Origin of the sequence: Phaeobacter sp. CECT 5382 (assembly GCF_001457775.1) — a bacterium.
Lineage (GTDB): Bacteria > Pseudomonadota > Alphaproteobacteria > Rhodobacterales > Rhodobacteraceae > Pseudophaeobacter.
In genome coordinates this window covers 328,913-345,560 of record NZ_CYSG01000002.1, presented here as the reverse complement: position 1 = coordinate 345,560, position 16,648 = coordinate 328,913, and the positions used below count along the sequence as shown (strand labels likewise).

The following is a 16,648-nucleotide window of genomic DNA, read 5'->3' as shown; positions in this document are numbered from 1 at the left end:
GGGGAGAGACGACGCCGACAAGCGGCGCGGGGATTTGATGTGCCTCAGTAACGCGCGCTGGCGCTGCGGTACTAGTCGTAGCTGCGCTGATCCTCGATCACCAAGCCATCTTTGGGCAGGGCACCGGGAGAGACCACTTCGATCTTGCCCTTCAGCTTGAGCACTTCGATCACCGACTTGCCAAAGCTGACCTCGTCACCGGCACTGGCTTCGATCTGCACCGTCATGGTGTCCATCTCGCCATCGCGCGCGGCGATAACCCGCGCCTTGACGATCTCGTCATGTTTGTCGACCAGAGCTGCAACCTGCTCGGGGCGGACAAACATGCCTTTGATCTTGGTGGTTTGGTCCGCTCGGCCCATCCAGCCCTTGATCCGCATGTTGGTCCGACCACAAGGAGAGACCCCCGGCAAGACTGCCGACAAATCACCCGTTGCAAAACGGATCAGCGGATAATCAGGGTTCAGCGTGGTCACGACGACTTCGCCAACCTCACCCGGTGCAACTGGTGTGCCGGTGCCAGGTGTTACGATCTCAACAATGACATTTTCATCGACGATCATGCCTTCCATTGCGGGAGTCTCATAGGCGATATTGCCCAGATCCGCAGTGGCGTAGCTTTGCAGGCAGGTGATGCCGCGATCCGCATATTCCTGACGCAGCGACGGGAACAGTGCGCCGCCACCAACAGCCGCTTTGGTAAAGCCCAGCTTCACTCCCATGCTGTCGGCCTTGTCGAGGATCACCTTGAGGTAATCCGGGGTTCCGGCATAGGCGGTGGCACCGACATCGCGCGCAGCTGTGACCTGCAGTTCTGTCTGGCCAGTGCCAGCCGGCAAAACGGCTGCGCCAACAGCGCGGGCTCCATTTTCAAAGATCATGCCAGCCGGGGTCAGATGATAGCCAAAGCAGTTTTGCACCACATCGCCCTGACCAATGCCTACAGCATGCAGGAAACGACCCATACGCCACCAGTCGTGGTCCACCCCACCCGGCTCATAGATTGGGCCAGGAGACTGAAAGATATGTGCAAAACCCGAGGCGGGTTTCACAGTGAAGCCGCCAAAGGGCGCATTGCCGCCCTGTGCCTTGCTCAAGTCCGATTTGCGCAACACTGGCAGGGCGCGCAGCGCTTCTGCCGAGGTGATCGCGCTGGCATCAACACCAGCCAGAGTTTCAGCATAGCCTGATGCGCTTTGGGCGCGGGCGATCTGCTTTGGCAGGGCCTTGGCCAGATCACTGGTACGCTGGTCGTCAGAACGGGTTTCTAGTGTATCAAAAAAGGTCATATGCTCACCAATCCCCCTTAGCTCAACCACCGCTTACGGCGGCGATACGAGCGCACGTCACGAAAGCTCTTTCGGCCCTCGTCTGACATGCCGAGGTAGAATTCTTTAACATCAGGGTTTTCACGCAGCTCAGCTGCGGGGCCATCCATCACGACGCGGCCGGATTCCAGAATATAACCGTAGTGGGCATAGCGCAGCGCCACATTGGTGTTCTGTTCGGCCAGAAGGAAGGTCACGCCTTCGTTTTCATTGATCGATTTCACGATCTCAAAGATCTGCTCCACCAGCTGTGGCGCCAGACCCATCGAAGGCTCGTCCAGCAGAATAGTTTCAGGACGGCTCATCAGGGCACGACCCATGGCAACCATCTGCTGCTCACCACCTGAGGTATAGCCAGCCTGACTTTTGCGGCGTTCTTTCAGCCGGGGGAAATAGTTGTAAACCATTTCCAGGTCCTGCTGAATATTGGCGCCGCTATCAGAGCGGGTATAGGCACCGGTCAGCAGGTTTTCCTCGACAGTGAGGTGTTCAAAGCAGTGCCGTCCCTCCATGACCTGGATCACGCCATTGCGTACCAGTTCGGCGGGGTCAGCATCATGTACATCCTTGCCACGGTATTTCACCGATCCCTTGGTCACCTCGCCGCGCTCGGAGCGCAGTAGGTTGGAGATCGCCTTGAGCGTCGTGGTCTTGCCAGCGCCATTGCCGCCCAAAAGGGCAGTGATGCCGCCTTTTGGCACGTTCAGGCTGACGCCTTTCAACACCAGGATCACGTGATTGTAGATCACCTCGATATTGTTGACCTCTAGCAGGGTCTCGGCCTGCACATCAGTGGTGTTGGCTGCATCCAGCATCAAAGCTTGTCCTCATGCGGTCCAGGGCGCAATTTTTTAACGCATCCGGGTCTGTTCGGTGTGGCGCGGCAAGCCGAGGCCGCCGCGCCGGATTAAGTCCCGATCCCACAAGCCTGTGGGATCGGAAAAGTCTTTACTTACAACGAGGCTCGATGTTGTTTTCAGACGCGTAGGAGGCAGAGTCAGCCTCGATCAGCGGCTTGATCACATCACCGTCGGTTTTCTGGAAGTCAGCAATCAGGCTCCAGGTTTTGGAGTCAGCGTCCCACTGGGTCACGCCAACGAGGCCAGGGCCACCGTGGTTTTCACAGGACACGTTGAAGGAAGGACCAAAGTAAGGCATGCCAAGCGAGGCCATACGGGCTTCGGGCATTTCCAGAGCTTCCATACCATCGCGCATCATCGCAGGGGTGATGTCGGCAGTACCGTGCATCTCCTGGGCGGTTTTTGCAGCTTCAACAGCCAGCATCGCCGCGTACATGCCACGGTTATACAGAACGTTGCCGATCTGATCGCCAGCACCAGCAGCCTTACCTGCGTCAACAACATATTTCTGCATGTCGTCAAACACGGGGAAGTCACGGCCAACATTGTGGAAGGTCACAGCCTTGTAGCCGTCAGCCTTGGCACCAGCAGACATCACGTCATGCTCCGCACCGGACCACCAAACACCAATGAAGTTTTCCATTGGGAAACGGATGTTCGCGGCTTCCTGAATGGCAACCTGGTTCATCACGCCCCAGCCCCACATCATGACAAAGTCAGGACGCTCGCGGCGAATCTGCAGCCACTGGGATTTCTGCTCCTGACCAGGGTGGTCAACAGGCAGGGCGGTCAGTTCAAAACCGTGCTTTGCAGACAGCTCTTCCAGGGTACGGATAGGCTCTTTGCCGTAGGCAGAGTTGTGGTAAACCAGAGCAATCTTCTTGCCTTTGAGGTCGCCACCGTTTTCGTCCAGCAGGTAGTTGATGATGCCGGAAGCGCCATCCCAATAGTTTGCTGGATAGTTGAATACGTTGCCGAAAACTTTTCCGTTCGCAGCCGAGGTGCGGCCGTAACCCATTGTGTGAAGTGGGATGCCGTCAGCCGCGGTTTTTGGGATCAGCTGGTAGGTGATCCCGGTCGACAGCGGTTGATAGACCAGGGCGCCTTGACCTTTGGTCGACTCGTAGCATTCCACACCTTTTTCGGTGTTATAGCCGGTCTCGCATTCGATCAGCTTGGCCTTCACGCCGCCGATGCCGCCATCACGCTCGTTGACGAGTGTGAAATAGTCAGCATAGCCATCAGCAAACGGAATGCCGCCCGCAGCATAAGGTCCAGTACGGTAGCTCAGCGATGGGAACACCAGGTCCGCCATTACGGGGCCCGCGGCCATCACGGCGCCCAGCGCCAGAGTGGTCAGTTTCAGTTTCATCGGCTTTCATCCTCCCTTGGTCTCATCCGATAGTCGTCTTTCTGCGGGGTTTGGGTATTGTTATTCTCCCCGCAGTCGTTCTGGTGCCTGCCCGCTTAGTGCGGGAAGGGCCACAGTCTCAGTTTCTCTTTGGCAACCCGCCAGAGCTGCGCCAGCCCATGCGGTTCCACGATCAGGAACAGCACGATCAGGGCACCCACGATCACCAGCTGGAAATGCGCCACGATATCAGTGGGCCAACCAAGCACATCCACGCCAACAACCTTGAGAACCACCGGCAGGAGCACCAGGAAGGCTGCCCCGGCAAAGGAGCCGAAGATGGATCCCAGACCGCCAATGATCACCATGAACAGGACCAGGAAGGACTTGGTGATACCAAAGGCTTCACCCACCTCAACCGCACCCAGATAGATGGCAAAGAACAAAGCACCCGACACGCCAATGAAGAAGCCGGAGACCGCAAAGGCGGTCAGCTTGGCTTTCAGCGGGTTCACCCCGATGATTTCAGCGGCAATATCCATATCGCGAATGGCCATCCAGCTGCGGCCGACGGTTCCGCGGGTCAGGTTGCGGGCAACCAGAGCGCAGATTGTCAGGAAAATCAGGCAGAACAGATAGGTCGCCCAGGCCGGAGCATTCGGACCAGTGATCACGATGCCCAGAACGTCGCGTTCCGGCGCGTTGATCTGACCCGATGCGGAGTAGTTGTAGAACCATGGCACCCGGTTGAACAACCAGACCAGGAAGAACTGCGCCGCCAGTGTCGCCACCGCCAAGTAGAAGCCTTTGATGCGCAGGCTTGGTAGGCCAAACAACACGCAGACCAAAGCCGTGACACCGCCCGCCAAAAGGACGTGAACGAACATGCTCACTTCGGGAAAGGCCGTCATCAGCTTGTAGCATGCATAAGCACCCACAGCCATGAAACCACCAGTCCCGAGCGAGACCTGCCCCGCATAGCCGACCAAGATATTCAGGCCGATTGCAGCGATCGAATAGATCAGGAAGGGCAGCAGAATTGCATTGGCCCAGTAGTCATTGATGGTGAAGGGAATGACCAGAAAGGCGAAGGCCAGCACAAAGTAATACCGATAGCGATCAAACTTGATCGGGAAGGTCTGGCTGTCCTCTTCATAAGAGACTTTGAAGTCTCCGGCTTCACGATAGAACATGCGTTAGATGCTCCCCTGTTGCTGCGCGCGGTTACGATCCACGGCGCTCAATTGATTGGATTTGCGTGCGTATCCGCTCTGCTCAGCCGACTGAGCCAGGCGCAGATAGGCAATGATGCCGGTAAAGAGACCCGCCGCCGCCAGCAGAGCAGCTGTCACGATCTGAGGTTCGGAAAAACCGCGCGCCGTCAGCGCTAGGTATCCAAAAGCCCAGAAGCCGGACCAGGCAATCACGTTGATGATGGCAACTAGCTTCATCGGGAGTGCTCTCCTTTTCACGATGCGCACTGATGGCGCGGGCTGCGGGGTGTCTCTGTGCGCCCCCAATCGTTGGTGCGGGGGCGCCTGTTTGCGTAGGGGTCAGACCCTCTCGATGATCTTTTCGCCAAAGAGGCCTTGTGGGCGGAACACCAGGAAGAGCAGAGCCAATACATAGGCGAACCAGTTCTCGGTGGCGCCGCCGACCATTGGGCCGATGGCAAATTCAAAGAGTTTCTCGCCGACACCGATGATCAGACCGCCAACGATGGCGCCCGGGATCGAGGTGAAGCCACCCAGCATCAGAACCGGCAGGGCCTTCAGCGCGATCAGCGACAACGAGAACTGCACGCCGGACTTGGTGCCCCAGACAATACCAGCCACCAGGGCGACAAAGCCCGCAACCGACCAGACCAGAACCCAGATGAAGTTCAGCGAGATGCCAACCGACAGTGCCGCCTGGTGATCATCTGCCACAGCCCGCATCGCACGACCCTGTTTGGTGTACTGAGCAAACAGCACCAGTCCGGTCACCAGCAAGGCTGCGATCCCCGTAGCAACGATATCGAGATTGTCGATGAAGAAGCCGTAGAAATTGTCAGAGCCCAAACCTGCGCTCATGTCTTCGATCCAGAAGGAGCCACCCTGGGGCAGGCCCACGTCCAGCGTCTTGATCTCAGAGCCCCACATCAGGTCGGAAAACCCTTCGAGGAAATAGGCCAAGCCGATGGTCGCCATGAACAGAATGATCGGCTCTTGCCCTACCAGATGGCGCATGACGATACGCTGCACCAGCCAGGCAAAGATCACCATCACGCCAACGGTCAGCAGGATCGCCAGCAGGGCGGGCACATGCCAGCCAAAATGATGCACCTCAGTGCCAAACACTGCGTTGATGATATGGCTAAAGGGCACCTGCCCTTCCATGATGCCCACCAGAGTCATGGCCGCAAACAGCGCCATCACGCCCTGAGCGTAGTTGAAAATACCGGAAGCCTTGTAGATCAACACAAAACCCAGTGCCACCAGCGCATAGAGCACGCCGGACATCAGGCCGTTGATGAAGACTTCGGTTGCAAAAAGAAACTGGTCAGACATCAGTCGCTCTCCTCATATCTGTCAGAACTTTAGTCATGTGCCACACCGAGATAGGCGTCGATCACATCTTGGTTGTTACGCACCTCATCAGGTGTGCCATCGCCGATCTTTTTGCCGTAATCCATCACCACAACGCGATCAGACAGATCCATCACAACGCCCATGTCGTGTTCGATCAGGGCGATGGTGGTGCCAAATTCATCATTCACGTCGAGAATGAAGCGGGACATGTCCTCTTTTTCTTCGACGTTCATGCCCGCCATCGGCTCATCCAGCAGCAAAAGCTTGGGCTCAGCTGCCAAAGCACGCGCCAGTTCCACTCGCTTTTTCAAACCATAAGGCAGACGCCCTACCGGAGTTTTGCGAATGTGCTGAATTTCCAGAAAGTCGATAACCTTTTCAACCACTTCACGGTTCGCAGTCTCTTCTTTCTCGGCTTTGCCTTTCCACAGTGCCTGTTGGAACAGGCCCGATTTCATGTGGTTCAGACGACCCGTCATCACGTTGTCCAGAACACTCATGCCTTCAAACAGGGCGATGTTCTGAAAGGTCCGTGCGATACCCTGCTGTGCAACCTGATAGGGGCGCATCTGCGGGCGCGGCTTGCCGTGATATTCGACCGTGCCCTCTTGTGGCACGTAGAACCCGGAGATCACGTTCAACATCGAGGATTTACCGGCGCCGTTGGGGCCGATGATGGCGCGAATTTCCCCCTCGCGGATATCAAAAGAGATATCCTGGATCGCGACAACGCCGCCAAATCGCAGAGTGATGTTCTTCATTTCCATCACCACGGCGCCAATGGTGCGGCCGTCGTCGGTGACGTAGCTATCGGATTGGTCAAGCATGACTGACGTCTCCATTTTGCTGCCACATAGAAGTGTTAAGACCTCTGTGTGACACTTGAGAAAGAAAAGCAGAAAGGAGATCTCTGCAATGTTTAGCGAGTTCGAACACGGATGCCTTCTGGAAATGGCACTTGAGTGCAAGCGCAAGGGCCTGTCTCAGTCCGAAAGCCGGGCCAGTATCAGATCCCGCACCAGCGGTTTCAGCGCTCAGTTCAGGATCCGGCAAGTGGTACACACTGCCTTTCATCCCGAATTGTGCCCCGACCTGATCTGACAACCTGTCCGCCTGCCGACTGTCGGCAGGGCTGCAATTTGAAACGACTGATGTCATTCTGCAGCCACCTTATGCGCTGCACCCGATGCCAGATCCGCATCGATGATGGTCAGCGTCGCGCTGATGGCACCTTTGCGACCATCTTCATAAGTCACTTCGGTTGTTGTCGAAATTTCACCGGAACCGTCGTAGAGCGCGCCAATGATATCGGCAAACTTTTCTTCGACGATACGACGACGCACCTTGCGGGTCCGGGTCATCTCACCGTCATCGGCATCCAGTTCCTTGTGCAGCACGACAAAGCGGTGCACCTGACAGCCCGACAGCATCGGATCTGCGGCGACTGATTTGTTCACCTCCGAGACATGTTCCTGGATCGAGGCCAGAACCTTGGGGTGGCCGGCCAGTTCCTGGTAAGATGCATAGGCGATATTGTTGCGTTCCGCCCAGTTGCCCACCGCCGAAAGGTCGATGTTGATAAAGGCAACACAGCGATCTTTTTCGTTCCCAAAGAGCACGGCTTCGAGAATGTCGGGGTAGAACTTCAGTTTGTTTTCGACATATTTCGGCGCAAACATGCTGCCATCGGCCATTTTGCCAACGTCTTTGGCCCGGTCGATGATGCGCAGATGGCCAGAGCCCTCTTCAAAGAAGCCAGCATCGCCTGTTGCGACCCAGCCTTCGGGATCTTTGGTGTCGGCGGTGCTTTCGGGGTTCTTGTAGTACTCTACAAAGGTGCCGGGCGAACGGTAGAAGATCTCACCATTGTCGGCGATGCGGATTTCCACATCCGGTGCAGGCACACCGACAGTGTCGGCCCGCACTTCACCATCCGGCTGCACGGTGATGAACACGGTTGCTTCGGTCTGGCCATAAAGCTGTTTCAGGTTGATACCGAGCGAGCGATAGAATTCAAAGATTTCCGGGCCAATCGCCTCACCAGCAGTATAGCCAACGCGCACATTACCAAAGCCAAGCGTATCTTTCAGCGGCCCGTAGACCAGCTTGTCACCCAGTGCATATTTCAGTCGGTCCATCAGACCAACGGGCTTGCCATCGAGAATGCTGGGGCCAACCTTCTTGGCATGCGCCATGAAGTGGTGGAACATCTTACGCTTGAAATTGCCCGCGTCTTCCATGCGGATCATCACATTGGTCAGCTGAGTTTCAAACACTCGCGGTGGGGCGAAATAGTAGCTCGGACCGATTTCACGCAAATCGGTCATCATGGTCTCTGGGCTTTCCGGGCAGTTCACACAGAACCCGGCCCAGTAGGCCTGACCAATCGAGAAGATGAAATCGCCAACCCAGGCCATCGGCAGATAGGCGAGAATCTCATCCGTCTGCTTCAGCTTGTCGAACTCGCAGGCATTCTTGGCGCTCTCGATGATATTGCGGTTGGACAGAACCACGCCCTTGGGCTTGCCGGTGGTGCCCGAGGTGTACAGCATCACGCAGGTGCTGTCGTAGGTCAGCGCGGCGCGGCGCGCATTGAGATCGGTGATCCACTCATCATAGGCAGCGCGGCCCTGATCCTGGATATGGGAATACTGGTGCAGCGTATGATGGTCGTATTTGCGCAGACCGCGTGGATCCAGATAGATCAGATGTTCGAACTGATGCAGCTGATCCTGCACCTCGATCACCTTGTCGACCTGTTCCTGATCGGCGGCAATGACGAAACGTGCCCCACAGTGCTGCAGCACATAGGCCATCTCTTCGGCGTTGGCGTCCTGATACAGCGGTACAGGGATCGCACCAACCGACTGTGCGGCAACCATCGACCAATACATATAGGGACGGTTACGGCCAATAATGGCAATGAAGTCACCTTCATTCACGCCAAGATTGATAAGACCAAGCGCCAGTGCTTCGATCTCCTTGGCGGTCTCCGCCCAGGTCCAGCACTGCCAAATGCCAAATTCCTTTTCCCGGTAGGCCGGCTGATTGCCGAATTCCGAGACGTTGCGTTCAAGCAGCGCCGGCAGGGAGAGTTTCCCTGCAGCGCCTGACTGCATCTGAGCCAATGTTCTTTCTCCTCCCGTTCCGGCCTCCTCGACCGGATGATCGCTATGGCGCGATTCTGGTCCCGATTAGGGACGTGTTCATGCTAGTGCGTCAACTTTTTCGTGAAGTTTTCTCAAATCTAACGAATTGTAACAGGTGAGAATTTCTTTTCAGCATATCCGCAAGGAGCCAACCTGCCCTCTTTGCCATTCCCCGTCACGGTGGTAGCCATGGGCTTGAACGGGTGGGAACGGGCGCAAAAATTCAATGAACAGATCAGACAAGACACGCGCCGCAATGACCACGGCCGGGCTCAACCTGATTGCCCAGGCCATTTCCATCTATGATAGTGATCTGCGCCTCGCAGTCTGCAACATCCGCTTCCAGGAGATGTTCAACCTGCCCGATGCCCTGGTCACCCCCGGCGCGCGGTTTGATGACACCATTCGCCATATTGCCACCAGCGGTGAATATGGTCCCGTTGATGATATCGAAGGCTTTGTCACCGCCCGTGTTGATCAGGCGCTCGCCTTCGAGCCGCACTACCTTGAGCGCACCCGCGCCAACGGACAGGTGATCTCAATCGAAGGCGCGCCCTTGCCACAGGGGGGCTGGGTTGCCGTTTATACCGACATCAGCCGCACCAAGCGGGTCGAACAATTGTTGCGGGCCCGCTCCGAGGAAATGTCGGATCGGCTGCTGTCGCATGCTGAGGAACTTTCAGCCACCAACCGTAAACTGGCCGCCACCATCACCGCCCTTGAAGAAGCCAAGCGCCAGTTGACCGAGATCGAGGGCCGCACCCGGCTCACCACTGAAATGATGCCAGCCCATATCGCCCATGTCGATGTGGATGGGCACTATACCTATACCAACCGACGGCTGAGCTCGGTCTTTCCCAGCCGACCTTCGGATATTCTGGGGATGCATATTTCCGACGCCCTTGGCCCATCTGCCTTTGGCCGGATCGAGCCGCATCTGATGGCCGCCTACAAAGGCGGCAGCCCGGTTTTCGAGTTCACCGAAGAACACGACAGCCGCCGCATTCGCGTTGCCTTCACCCCAGATCAGACCGGCGGCGTGTTTATCCTGTCGATGGATGTGACCGAGGAAACCCAGGCCCGCGTCGCTCTGCAACAAGCCCGCCGCCGCGAGATGGCAGCGCAGATGACCTCGGGTTTGGCGCATGATTTTTCAAACCTGTTGACCATCATACTGGGCATGCAGGGCAAACTTGACAAGATGGACCTGTCCGACAGCGCGGCTGAGTTGGTCCAGGGCACCCTGTCGGCTGCCCGACGCGGCGGGCGATTGCTGAACCGGATTGGCGAGATGACCGGCCAGCGCAGCCTGCGACCACAGGCCACCAACATGCATGCGCTGCTGTCTGAATTGCAGATCCTTGCGACCCCTTCTCTGCCCCAGGGCATAGGGCTCAGCGTGCTGGACAACACCCCGGATGTGCTGTTGCTACTGGATGCCGGCAAGCTGCAGGATGCGCTGCTAAACCTGATTCTAAATGCCCGCGATGCCTGTGGCGTCAACGGGCAGATCACCGTCAGCGCCCATGTTGTGGGGCAGATCTGGCTGGAGATCAGCGTAACAGACACTGGCCCCGGTTTTTCCTCGGAGGCGCTCAAGAATGCGCTCAACCCGTTTTTCACCACCAAAGGCAGCGAAGGGTCCGGCCTTGGTCTGCCAATGGTCTATGACATGGCCAAATCCGCCGGTGGCGACATGCGGGTCGGCAATACGGTTTCGGGCGCAAGTGTCACGCTGCGCCTGCCTTACCGACAGGCCCCTGACGCCAAAGGCGGCATTGCGTTGCTGGTCGAAGACAGCGAAGAGTTGCGCGCCGCCTTTCGCGACATGCTGATCGATCTTGGCTATTCGGTGATCGAGGCCACCAGCGTTGATGAGGCCTCAGCGCTGACAGCGGATATCCCCGATATCGCTCTGGTGCTGTCAGATGTGCGGCTGGAAGGCGAAGCCACCGGCATTGATCTGGCGCAACGCCTCAAAGGCTCCGGGCTGCCTATCATTCTAATGACCTCTTTGCCGCCCAGTGATCCGCAGTTCCGCATGGCCCTTAAGGCTGGACCTGTGTTGCAAAAACCCTTTACCACCCAACAACTGTCCGCCCTCATCAAACCGGAGACACCAGCATGACCGCGCCTCTTGTCACCATTCTGGACGATGAACCTGAAATCCGTCAGATCCTCACGGAAACCCTAGAGGAAGCTGGCTTTCGCACCCAGAGCTTTGCCCGTGCTCGCGAATTCGAGGCCTCGCTGAAGCGGGTGACGCCGGATGTCTGCCTGGTTGACCTTTCTCTGCCGGACGTGGATGGGCTGACGCTGGTGCACCGTCTGGCGCTGGAACAGGGTGCGGCTGTCATCATCATATCCGGGCGCGCACAGGTGCAGGACCGGGTCACCGGGTTGGAGCTGGGGGCAGATGACTACATCACCAAACCCTTTGATCCAGCCGAGGTGGTGGCACGCATTCGTGCCCGCCTGCGGTCAGGGCCGCGCAATCAACCCGTGAGCGGTAATTCCGCCACCTTTTCAGGCTGGACCGCCCATTTCGACCGCTACGTTCTTGAAGACGACAGCGGCGTCGAAACGCCGTTTTCCCATGCCGAAGGCGAAGTGCTGCGCCTGTTCCTTGACAGTCCCAAGCGGCTGATTTCGCGCGCTCAAATGCAAGAGGCCCTAGGTGGTGGGGCCGGAGACAGTTTTGACCGTGCCATGGATGTTCGAGTGTCCCGTCTGCGCACCAAGCTGCGCGAAGATCCAAAAAACCCACGCCTGATCAAGACGATATATGGCGCCGGCTATATTTTCCTCGGCGATGTCACCTGGAGCTGATTCCCACTCTTGCCGAGGCGATTCGCTCTAGTGTAGAATCAGCCCATGGCCACCTGTCTACTCTATCGCCAAGCGCAAAGAAGTCGCTCCCGGTTCTACCGGATCGAACTTGCCCTGAACCTGTTTTCCGAGGTTTCAGTCCTCAGGGAATGGGGCATTGCCGGTGGCAACGGGCAAAGTGCGATCAATATCTACGATAATCTGCGCGAAGCCTCGCTGGCTGCTGACCGTCACCGCAACCGCATGCTGAAACGGGGCTATGCCCGCGACTGACCGCAGAGGGCACGCAGCCCGCAAACAATGCACCGTCCCTGACGCAGCAGGCCCTGCCAAGAGCACTAGAGAGAAAGCGCCGCCTGGTTCAGAACCTGTAGCCCCAGAACCAGATCGTCTTCGTGGGTGTCTTCATCAAAAGCGTGGCTGATGCCGCCGATTGACGGTACGAACAGCATGGCCGACGGCATCACCCGTGACACATTGGCTGCGTCATGCAACGCGCCCGACGGCAGATCAAGCCATTTGCCCGGCGCGAGATCCTGAGCCGCATCCTGCAGCGCGCCTTTCAGCCGAGCATCCATGGCAGCCGGCTCAATGCCCCCGATGTCTCCCAGTTCGACCGTGACACCACGCTCCTGTGAAATCGCCTCGGCGATCTCCTGCACGGCCTTTCCCATCCGGGACAGACGCCCAGGGTCACCGTCGCGCCATTGCAGCGAAAACCGCGCGGTTCCCGGCACCACCGAAGAGGCATTTGGGCTAATCTCAGCGTGTCCCAGCGTCCAGACCGTTGCTGGTGTCGCCAGAGCGCCAAATGCTACGTTGATCCGCTGATTGAAATCGGACAAGGCCTGAAAGGCATCCTGGCGCAGCGCCATCGGCGTGGTGCCTGCATGGTTTTGGCGACCGCATATCTTGATACGGATTTCGCGAATGCCGACAATGTCGCTCACGACCCCAATCTGATTGCCCGACACATCCATGCCTGGTCCCTGTTCGATGTGCATCTCTATGAAACCGCTGAACATTTCATGCGGCAGAAACTCTTTCGCCCGGCCCGACATCCGGGCGCGTGCTGCTCCCAATGTCAAACCATCGGTATCCGTGAACCTATCCGCTTCGGCTAGGGTGGCGTTCCCGGTCCAGACATCCGATCCGGTGAGAATGCCGAACCGGCCTTCTTCGTCCTGAAAGTTCGCGACTGAAATCGGTGGGCCTCCGTCTTCCTTTGAGGCCCGCGCAATTTCCAGCCCTGCAACAACTCCCAGCGCCCCATCCAGCCAGCCACCCTCGGGCTGGCTGTCGCTATGCGATCCGATCAACAGGGACTTTTCACCATTGAGGCCAAAGAGATTGCCGATTGGGTCCAGATGCACGGTGAGGCCAGCCTCCTGCATGCGTGAAGCAAGCCACCGGCGCGCTGCGATATCCACAACCGTAAACGCCGGCCGGACAACCCCTTTGTCTACCCCCGAGGCTCCGAATGATCGCAACTGGTGCAAGTCCTCAAGAAAGCGGGCTGGGTTTAGGGCCATGTGATTACCTCTATCATTGGACACCTGCCTGGCTAGTCTCAGTATTACCAGTATTACCAGTGTCAATATTCATGCATTCTGCGTTAACCTTTATGTTCCACGCCAAATCAGTCCACGCAATGGTCAAGACGGAAACTCGGCTTCTTTTGTCGTATTTCAGACAAAAATTTCTAAAAACATATACTTTTTGACGCTCCAAATGTCACAAATCAGTCTAATACCCTCCAGTCAAAAGTGCGTTTAACGCGCCCCTCTAAACCTCAAATTGAAACGAGATGGTGAAATCTTCGCGCCCTGGTCAAACCCTCTCTTCCATGTCCGAAGAGGCTTGCTTATGAGATTTGGTACAAAGATATGGGATGCGCCAGATGACACATATTACGCTGATCCGCCACGGCCAGGCCAATACCGAAGCGCGTGACGAAGTCAGTTATGACCGGCTGAGCCCCCTTGGCCATCAACAGGCCGATTGGCTGGGGCAATATCTGGCCAGCAGCAACGCACACCATCCCCGTGTTTATAGTGGCACACTGACCCGCCATATAGAAACCGCGTCCGGCATGGGATGCACAGAGGTCACGCAGGATGCGCGGCTCAACGAGATGGAATATTTCACCATGGCCCAGGCCATGCAGGAACAGCATGGATTAGCGATCCCCGAAGAGCGCGAGGGCTTCATCGCCCACCTGCCAAAGGTCTTCAAAGCCTGGGCTGCCGGAGAAATCGACAACCCTCCCGAAAGCTGGTGTGATTTCGAACACCGCACCCAGTCTGTTCTGGCCGAGATCGCCGCCGGTGAAGGCCCGGCTTTGGTGGTGACATCCGGAGGCTTCATTTCAATGGCCATGCGCCAGGCGATGGGGCTGAATACCGATGGCATGGCCCGCATGGCGCTGGCCATCATGAACACCTCGATGCACCGGTTGTTTCCCATCGGCGGCCATCTCAGCCCGGTGCTGTTCAATGCGGTTCCGCACCTCGACAATAGTGAACGGCAACATGCGCAAACTCATCTTTAAATTGATCCGTCCTTGATCCCGCCCAGCTTCAAACGGGCCCGTCATTGACCGCGACCTATGTCCACAAGGAGAACAGACATGCAGCTCTACTATGCCCCCGGCACCATTTCAGTCGCTGTCGCTATCGCGCTTGAAGAGGCAGGTCTCGACTATGAGGCCATCAAGATCAGTTTTGCAGACAAAGAGCACCTCAGCCCGGCCTATGCCCAGATCAATCCCAAGGCCCGCGTACCAGCGCTGGCGATTGACGGCGGCATTCTGACCGAAACCGGTGCCCTGCTGGACTATATTGCCGATCTCGCCCCTGAGGCAGCGCTGCGCCCCAGTGATCCAATACTGGCGGCCCGCATGCGCGAGGTGATGTATTATCTGGCCTCCACCATGCATGTGAACCACGCCCATAAAATGCGCGGCAGCCGCTGGGCTGACAAGACCTCCAGCTACAAGGACATGCAGGCCAAGGTGCCGGAAACCATGGCCGCCTCCTGCGCGCATCTCAGCCAATACGGGCTGCGCGGCCCCTTTGTGCTGGGCGAAGAAATCAGCCTGGCAGATTGCTACCTCTATGTTGTCTGCACCTGGCTTGACGGCGACGGCGTAGACCTTGCAGAATTTCCCAAAATCCAATCTTTCATGACGGCAATGGAACAGCGCGCACCGGTGCGTGCGATCTATGCTAAAGGAATGCTCTAAAGGACGCGATGATGACACATCTCTGGGTACGGGCCGAACAGCGCCCCAATGAAGACCGCGTTGGCCTGACGCCCGAAGGCGCCAAGGCGCTGCTGTCAGGCGGCATCAAGGTCACGGTCGAGGAGAGCACAGTGCGGGCGATCCCCTTGCAGGGCTATATCGATGCAGGCTGCGAGATCGCACCTGAGAATTCATGGCCCACAGCCCCAGCGGATGCCATTATATTTGGCCTGAAAGAGCTGCCCGAAGACGGCACAGCGCTGCCGCATCGCCACATCATGTTTGGCCATGCCTTCAAGGGGCAGCATTCCGGCAAAGCACTGCTGGATCGGTTCGCCGCCGGTGGTGGCACGCTGTATGATCTGGAATATCTGGTCGACGAGACTGGCCGCCGGGTTGCCGCCTTTGGCTATTGGGCCGGCTATGCTGGTGCTGCCGTGACCCTGAAAACCTGGTGCGCCCAGCAACGTGGCGAGATTTGTGGCCCCGTGGGTGTCTATTCTGGCAAGGATGCGCTGCTGGCGGAACTGAGCGCCGAGCTGGACGCTGCAACGACACAGCGCCCGACTGCCATCGTCATTGGTGCGCTGGGGCGCGTCGGTGCCGGCGCTGCGGATCTATGCGAAGCCATGGGTGTCGCTGTGACCAAATGGGACATGGCCGAGACCGCCAGCGGTGGCCCTTTCCCGGAAATCCTGGACCATGATCTGTTTCTCAACTGCATCTTTGCCCGCCCCGGCACCCCGGTCTTTGTGCCACCTGAGGCCCTGACAGCCGATCGCAAGCTCAGCGCCATTGGTGATGTCGCTTGCGATCCCGACAGTGACTACAACCCGGTGCCGGTCTATGATCGCGCCACCAGCTGGCAGGAACCTGCCCTGCGCGTCGCTACTGATCCGGTGCTGGACGTTATGGCGATTGACAACCTGCCTTCCATGTTGCCCGTTGAAAGCTCACAGGACTATGCCGCACAACTGCTGCCGTCACTGGTGACGCTCACAGACTTGAAAGCCGGTGTTTGGGGGCGGGCTGAGGCTAAGTTCCGTGAATTCGTACCCGCCTGATGGAACTCTATCTCGGATATTCTGCCGCCTTCATGGGCACTATCTGCTGGCTGCCTCAGGCTTGGAAGGCCTGGGCCAGCCGTGATACCTCTGGCCTGTCACTGGCGGCCAACCTGATGTTTTTGCTCACCGTCACGCTATGGTTTTTATACGGGCTGATGGTGGGTGACTGGCCGATCATCATTGCCAATATCTGTGCCATCCTCATTGTGCTCAGCATTGTGGCGGCCATATTGCGCTATAAATAAGGGAG

16 protein-coding genes are annotated in these 16,648 nt (G+C 57.5%); 7 read left to right on the top strand and 9 right to left on the bottom strand.

Going from position 1 to position 16,648, the window contains the following annotated elements; translation table 11 throughout:
• Window positions 1–71: 71 nt before the first annotated feature.
• The 8 genes from PH5382_RS03620 to PH5382_RS03580 all read right to left on the bottom strand — a co-directional run bounded on the left by PH5382_RS03620 (window position 72) and on the right by PH5382_RS03580 (window position 9,228).
• A complete protein-coding gene (locus PH5382_RS03620; protein WP_058332974.1) occupies window positions 72–1,289 on the bottom strand; it encodes a phenylacetate--CoA ligase family protein in 1,218 nt (405 codons plus the stop codon).
• Window positions 1,290–1,306: 17 nt separating this feature from the next.
• Window positions 1,307–2,143 carry an ABC transporter ATP-binding protein gene (locus PH5382_RS03615; RefSeq protein WP_058332973.1) on the bottom strand — a complete coding sequence of 279 codons (837 nt, stop codon included), beginning with the start codon at window positions 2,141–2,143 and terminating at the stop codon, window positions 1,307–1,309.
• Window positions 2,144–2,276: 133 nt separating this feature from the next.
• A complete protein-coding gene (locus tag PH5382_RS03610) occupies window positions 2,277–3,560 on the bottom strand; it encodes an ABC transporter substrate-binding protein (RefSeq protein ID WP_058332972.1) in 1,284 nt (427 codons plus the stop codon).
• A 95-nt stretch (window positions 3,561–3,655) separates the two neighbouring features.
• A complete protein-coding gene (locus PH5382_RS03605; RefSeq protein ID WP_058332971.1) occupies window positions 3,656–4,732 on the bottom strand; it encodes a branched-chain amino acid ABC transporter permease in 1,077 nt (358 codons plus the stop codon).
• A 3-nt stretch (window positions 4,733–4,735) separates the two neighbouring features.
• On the bottom strand, window positions 4,736–4,990 hold the full coding sequence (locus PH5382_RS03600; protein WP_058332970.1) for a hypothetical protein: 255 nt from the start codon (window positions 4,988–4,990) through the stop codon (window positions 4,736–4,738).
• 102 nt (window positions 4,991–5,092) lie between these two features.
• Window positions 5,093–6,088, bottom strand: coding sequence for a branched-chain amino acid ABC transporter permease (locus tag PH5382_RS03595; RefSeq protein ID WP_058332969.1), 996 nt, complete (start codon window positions 6,086–6,088; stop codon window positions 5,093–5,095).
• 29 nt (window positions 6,089–6,117) lie between these two features.
• Window positions 6,118–6,936, bottom strand: a complete 819-nt coding sequence (locus tag PH5382_RS03590) for an ABC transporter ATP-binding protein (RefSeq protein WP_058332968.1) — start codon at window positions 6,934–6,936, stop codon at window positions 6,118–6,120.
• Window positions 6,937–7,263: 327 nt separating this feature from the next.
• Window positions 7,264–9,228 (bottom strand): AMP-binding protein, encoded by a 1,965-nt coding sequence (locus PH5382_RS03580; RefSeq protein WP_058332966.1) that lies wholly within the window; start codon window positions 9,226–9,228, stop codon window positions 7,264–7,266.
• 256 nt (window positions 9,229–9,484) lie between these two features.
• Here PH5382_RS03580 and PH5382_RS03575 point away from each other — a divergent pair, with 256 nt between their 5' ends.
• From PH5382_RS03575 to PH5382_RS03565, 3 genes are read left to right on the top strand one after another with little or no spacing between them, the layout of a single operon-like run.
• Window positions 9,485–11,386, top strand: a complete 1,902-nt coding sequence (locus tag PH5382_RS03575) for a hybrid sensor histidine kinase/response regulator (RefSeq protein WP_058332965.1) — start codon at window positions 9,485–9,487, stop codon at window positions 11,384–11,386.
• Complete coding sequence (locus PH5382_RS03570) at window positions 11,383–12,087, top strand: response regulator transcription factor (protein WP_058332964.1); 705 nt, start codon at window positions 11,383–11,385, stop codon at window positions 12,085–12,087. The genes PH5382_RS03575 and PH5382_RS03570 overlap by 4 nt, the downstream gene beginning before the upstream one ends.
• A gap of 45 nt (window positions 12,088–12,132) precedes the next feature.
• Window positions 12,133–12,360, top strand: a complete 228-nt coding sequence (locus tag PH5382_RS03565) for a WGR domain-containing protein (protein ID WP_058332963.1) — start codon at window positions 12,133–12,135, stop codon at window positions 12,358–12,360.
• A 65-nt stretch (window positions 12,361–12,425) separates the two neighbouring features.
• Here PH5382_RS03565 and PH5382_RS03560 read toward each other — a convergent pair whose 3' ends face one another.
• Entirely contained in the window at window positions 12,426–13,619 is a 1,194-nt protein-coding gene (locus tag PH5382_RS03560) for a hydantoinase/carbamoylase family amidase (protein ID WP_058332962.1), read from the bottom strand.
• 368 nt (window positions 13,620–13,987) lie between these two features.
• Here PH5382_RS03560 and PH5382_RS03555 point away from each other — a divergent pair, with 368 nt between their 5' ends.
• The 4 genes from PH5382_RS03555 to PH5382_RS03540 all read left to right on the top strand — a co-directional run bounded on the left by PH5382_RS03555 (window position 13,988) and on the right by PH5382_RS03540 (window position 16,643).
• Entirely contained in the window at window positions 13,988–14,638 is a 651-nt protein-coding gene (locus PH5382_RS03555; protein ID WP_058333022.1) for a histidine phosphatase family protein, read from the top strand.
• A 78-nt stretch (window positions 14,639–14,716) separates the two neighbouring features.
• Window positions 14,717–15,331: a glutathione S-transferase family protein gene (locus PH5382_RS03550; protein WP_058332961.1), complete on the top strand. Its 615-nt coding sequence runs from the start codon at window positions 14,717–14,719 to the stop codon at window positions 15,329–15,331.
• An 11-nt stretch (window positions 15,332–15,342) separates the two neighbouring features.
• Entirely contained in the window at window positions 15,343–16,395 is a 1,053-nt protein-coding gene (locus PH5382_RS03545) for a saccharopine dehydrogenase (protein ID WP_058333021.1), read from the top strand.
• Window positions 16,395–16,643, top strand: coding sequence for a SemiSWEET family sugar transporter (locus PH5382_RS03540; protein ID WP_058332960.1), 249 nt, complete (start codon window positions 16,395–16,397; stop codon window positions 16,641–16,643). The genes PH5382_RS03545 and PH5382_RS03540 overlap by 1 nt, the downstream gene beginning before the upstream one ends.
• The last annotated feature ends 5 nt before the right edge of the window (window positions 16,644–16,648 follow it).

Excerpts from the sequence above, each read along its gene's own strand:
- PH5382_RS03620 (WP_058332974.1), bottom strand. The coding sequence starts at position 1,289 with ATGACCTTTTTTGATACACTAGAAACCCGTTCTGACGACCAGCGTACC.
- PH5382_RS03615 (WP_058332973.1), bottom strand. The coding sequence starts at position 2,143 with ATGCTGGATGCAGCCAACACCACTGATGTGCAGGCCGAGACCCTGCTA.
- PH5382_RS03610 (WP_058332972.1), bottom strand. The coding sequence starts at position 3,560 with ATGAAACTGAAACTGACCACTCTGGCGCTGGGCGCCGTGATGGCCGCG.
- PH5382_RS03605 (WP_058332971.1), bottom strand. The coding sequence starts at position 4,732 with ATGTTCTATCGTGAAGCCGGAGACTTCAAAGTCTCTTATGAAGAGGAC.
- PH5382_RS03600 (WP_058332970.1), bottom strand. The coding sequence starts at position 4,990 with ATGAAGCTAGTTGCCATCATCAACGTGATTGCCTGGTCCGGCTTCTGG.
- PH5382_RS03595 (WP_058332969.1), bottom strand. The coding sequence starts at position 6,088 with ATGTCTGACCAGTTTCTTTTTGCAACCGAAGTCTTCATCAACGGCCTG.
- PH5382_RS03590 (WP_058332968.1), bottom strand. The coding sequence starts at position 6,936 with ATGCTTGACCAATCCGATAGCTACGTCACCGACGACGGCCGCACCATT.
- PH5382_RS03580 (WP_058332966.1), bottom strand. The coding sequence starts at position 9,228 with ATGCAGTCAGGCGCTGCAGGGAAACTCTCCCTGCCGGCGCTGCTTGAA.
- PH5382_RS03575 (WP_058332965.1), top strand. The coding sequence starts at position 9,485 with ATGAACAGATCAGACAAGACACGCGCCGCAATGACCACGGCCGGGCTC.
- PH5382_RS03570 (WP_058332964.1), top strand. The coding sequence starts at position 11,383 with ATGACCGCGCCTCTTGTCACCATTCTGGACGATGAACCTGAAATCCGT.
- PH5382_RS03565 (WP_058332963.1), top strand. The coding sequence starts at position 12,133 with ATGGCCACCTGTCTACTCTATCGCCAAGCGCAAAGAAGTCGCTCCCGG.
- PH5382_RS03560 (WP_058332962.1), bottom strand. The coding sequence starts at position 13,619 with ATGGCCCTAAACCCAGCCCGCTTTCTTGAGGACTTGCACCAGTTGCGA.
- PH5382_RS03555 (WP_058333022.1), top strand. The coding sequence starts at position 13,988 with ATGACACATATTACGCTGATCCGCCACGGCCAGGCCAATACCGAAGCG.
- PH5382_RS03550 (WP_058332961.1), top strand. The coding sequence starts at position 14,717 with ATGCAGCTCTACTATGCCCCCGGCACCATTTCAGTCGCTGTCGCTATC.
- PH5382_RS03545 (WP_058333021.1), top strand. The coding sequence starts at position 15,343 with ATGACACATCTCTGGGTACGGGCCGAACAGCGCCCCAATGAAGACCGC.
- PH5382_RS03540 (WP_058332960.1), top strand. The coding sequence starts at position 16,395 with ATGGAACTCTATCTCGGATATTCTGCCGCCTTCATGGGCACTATCTGC.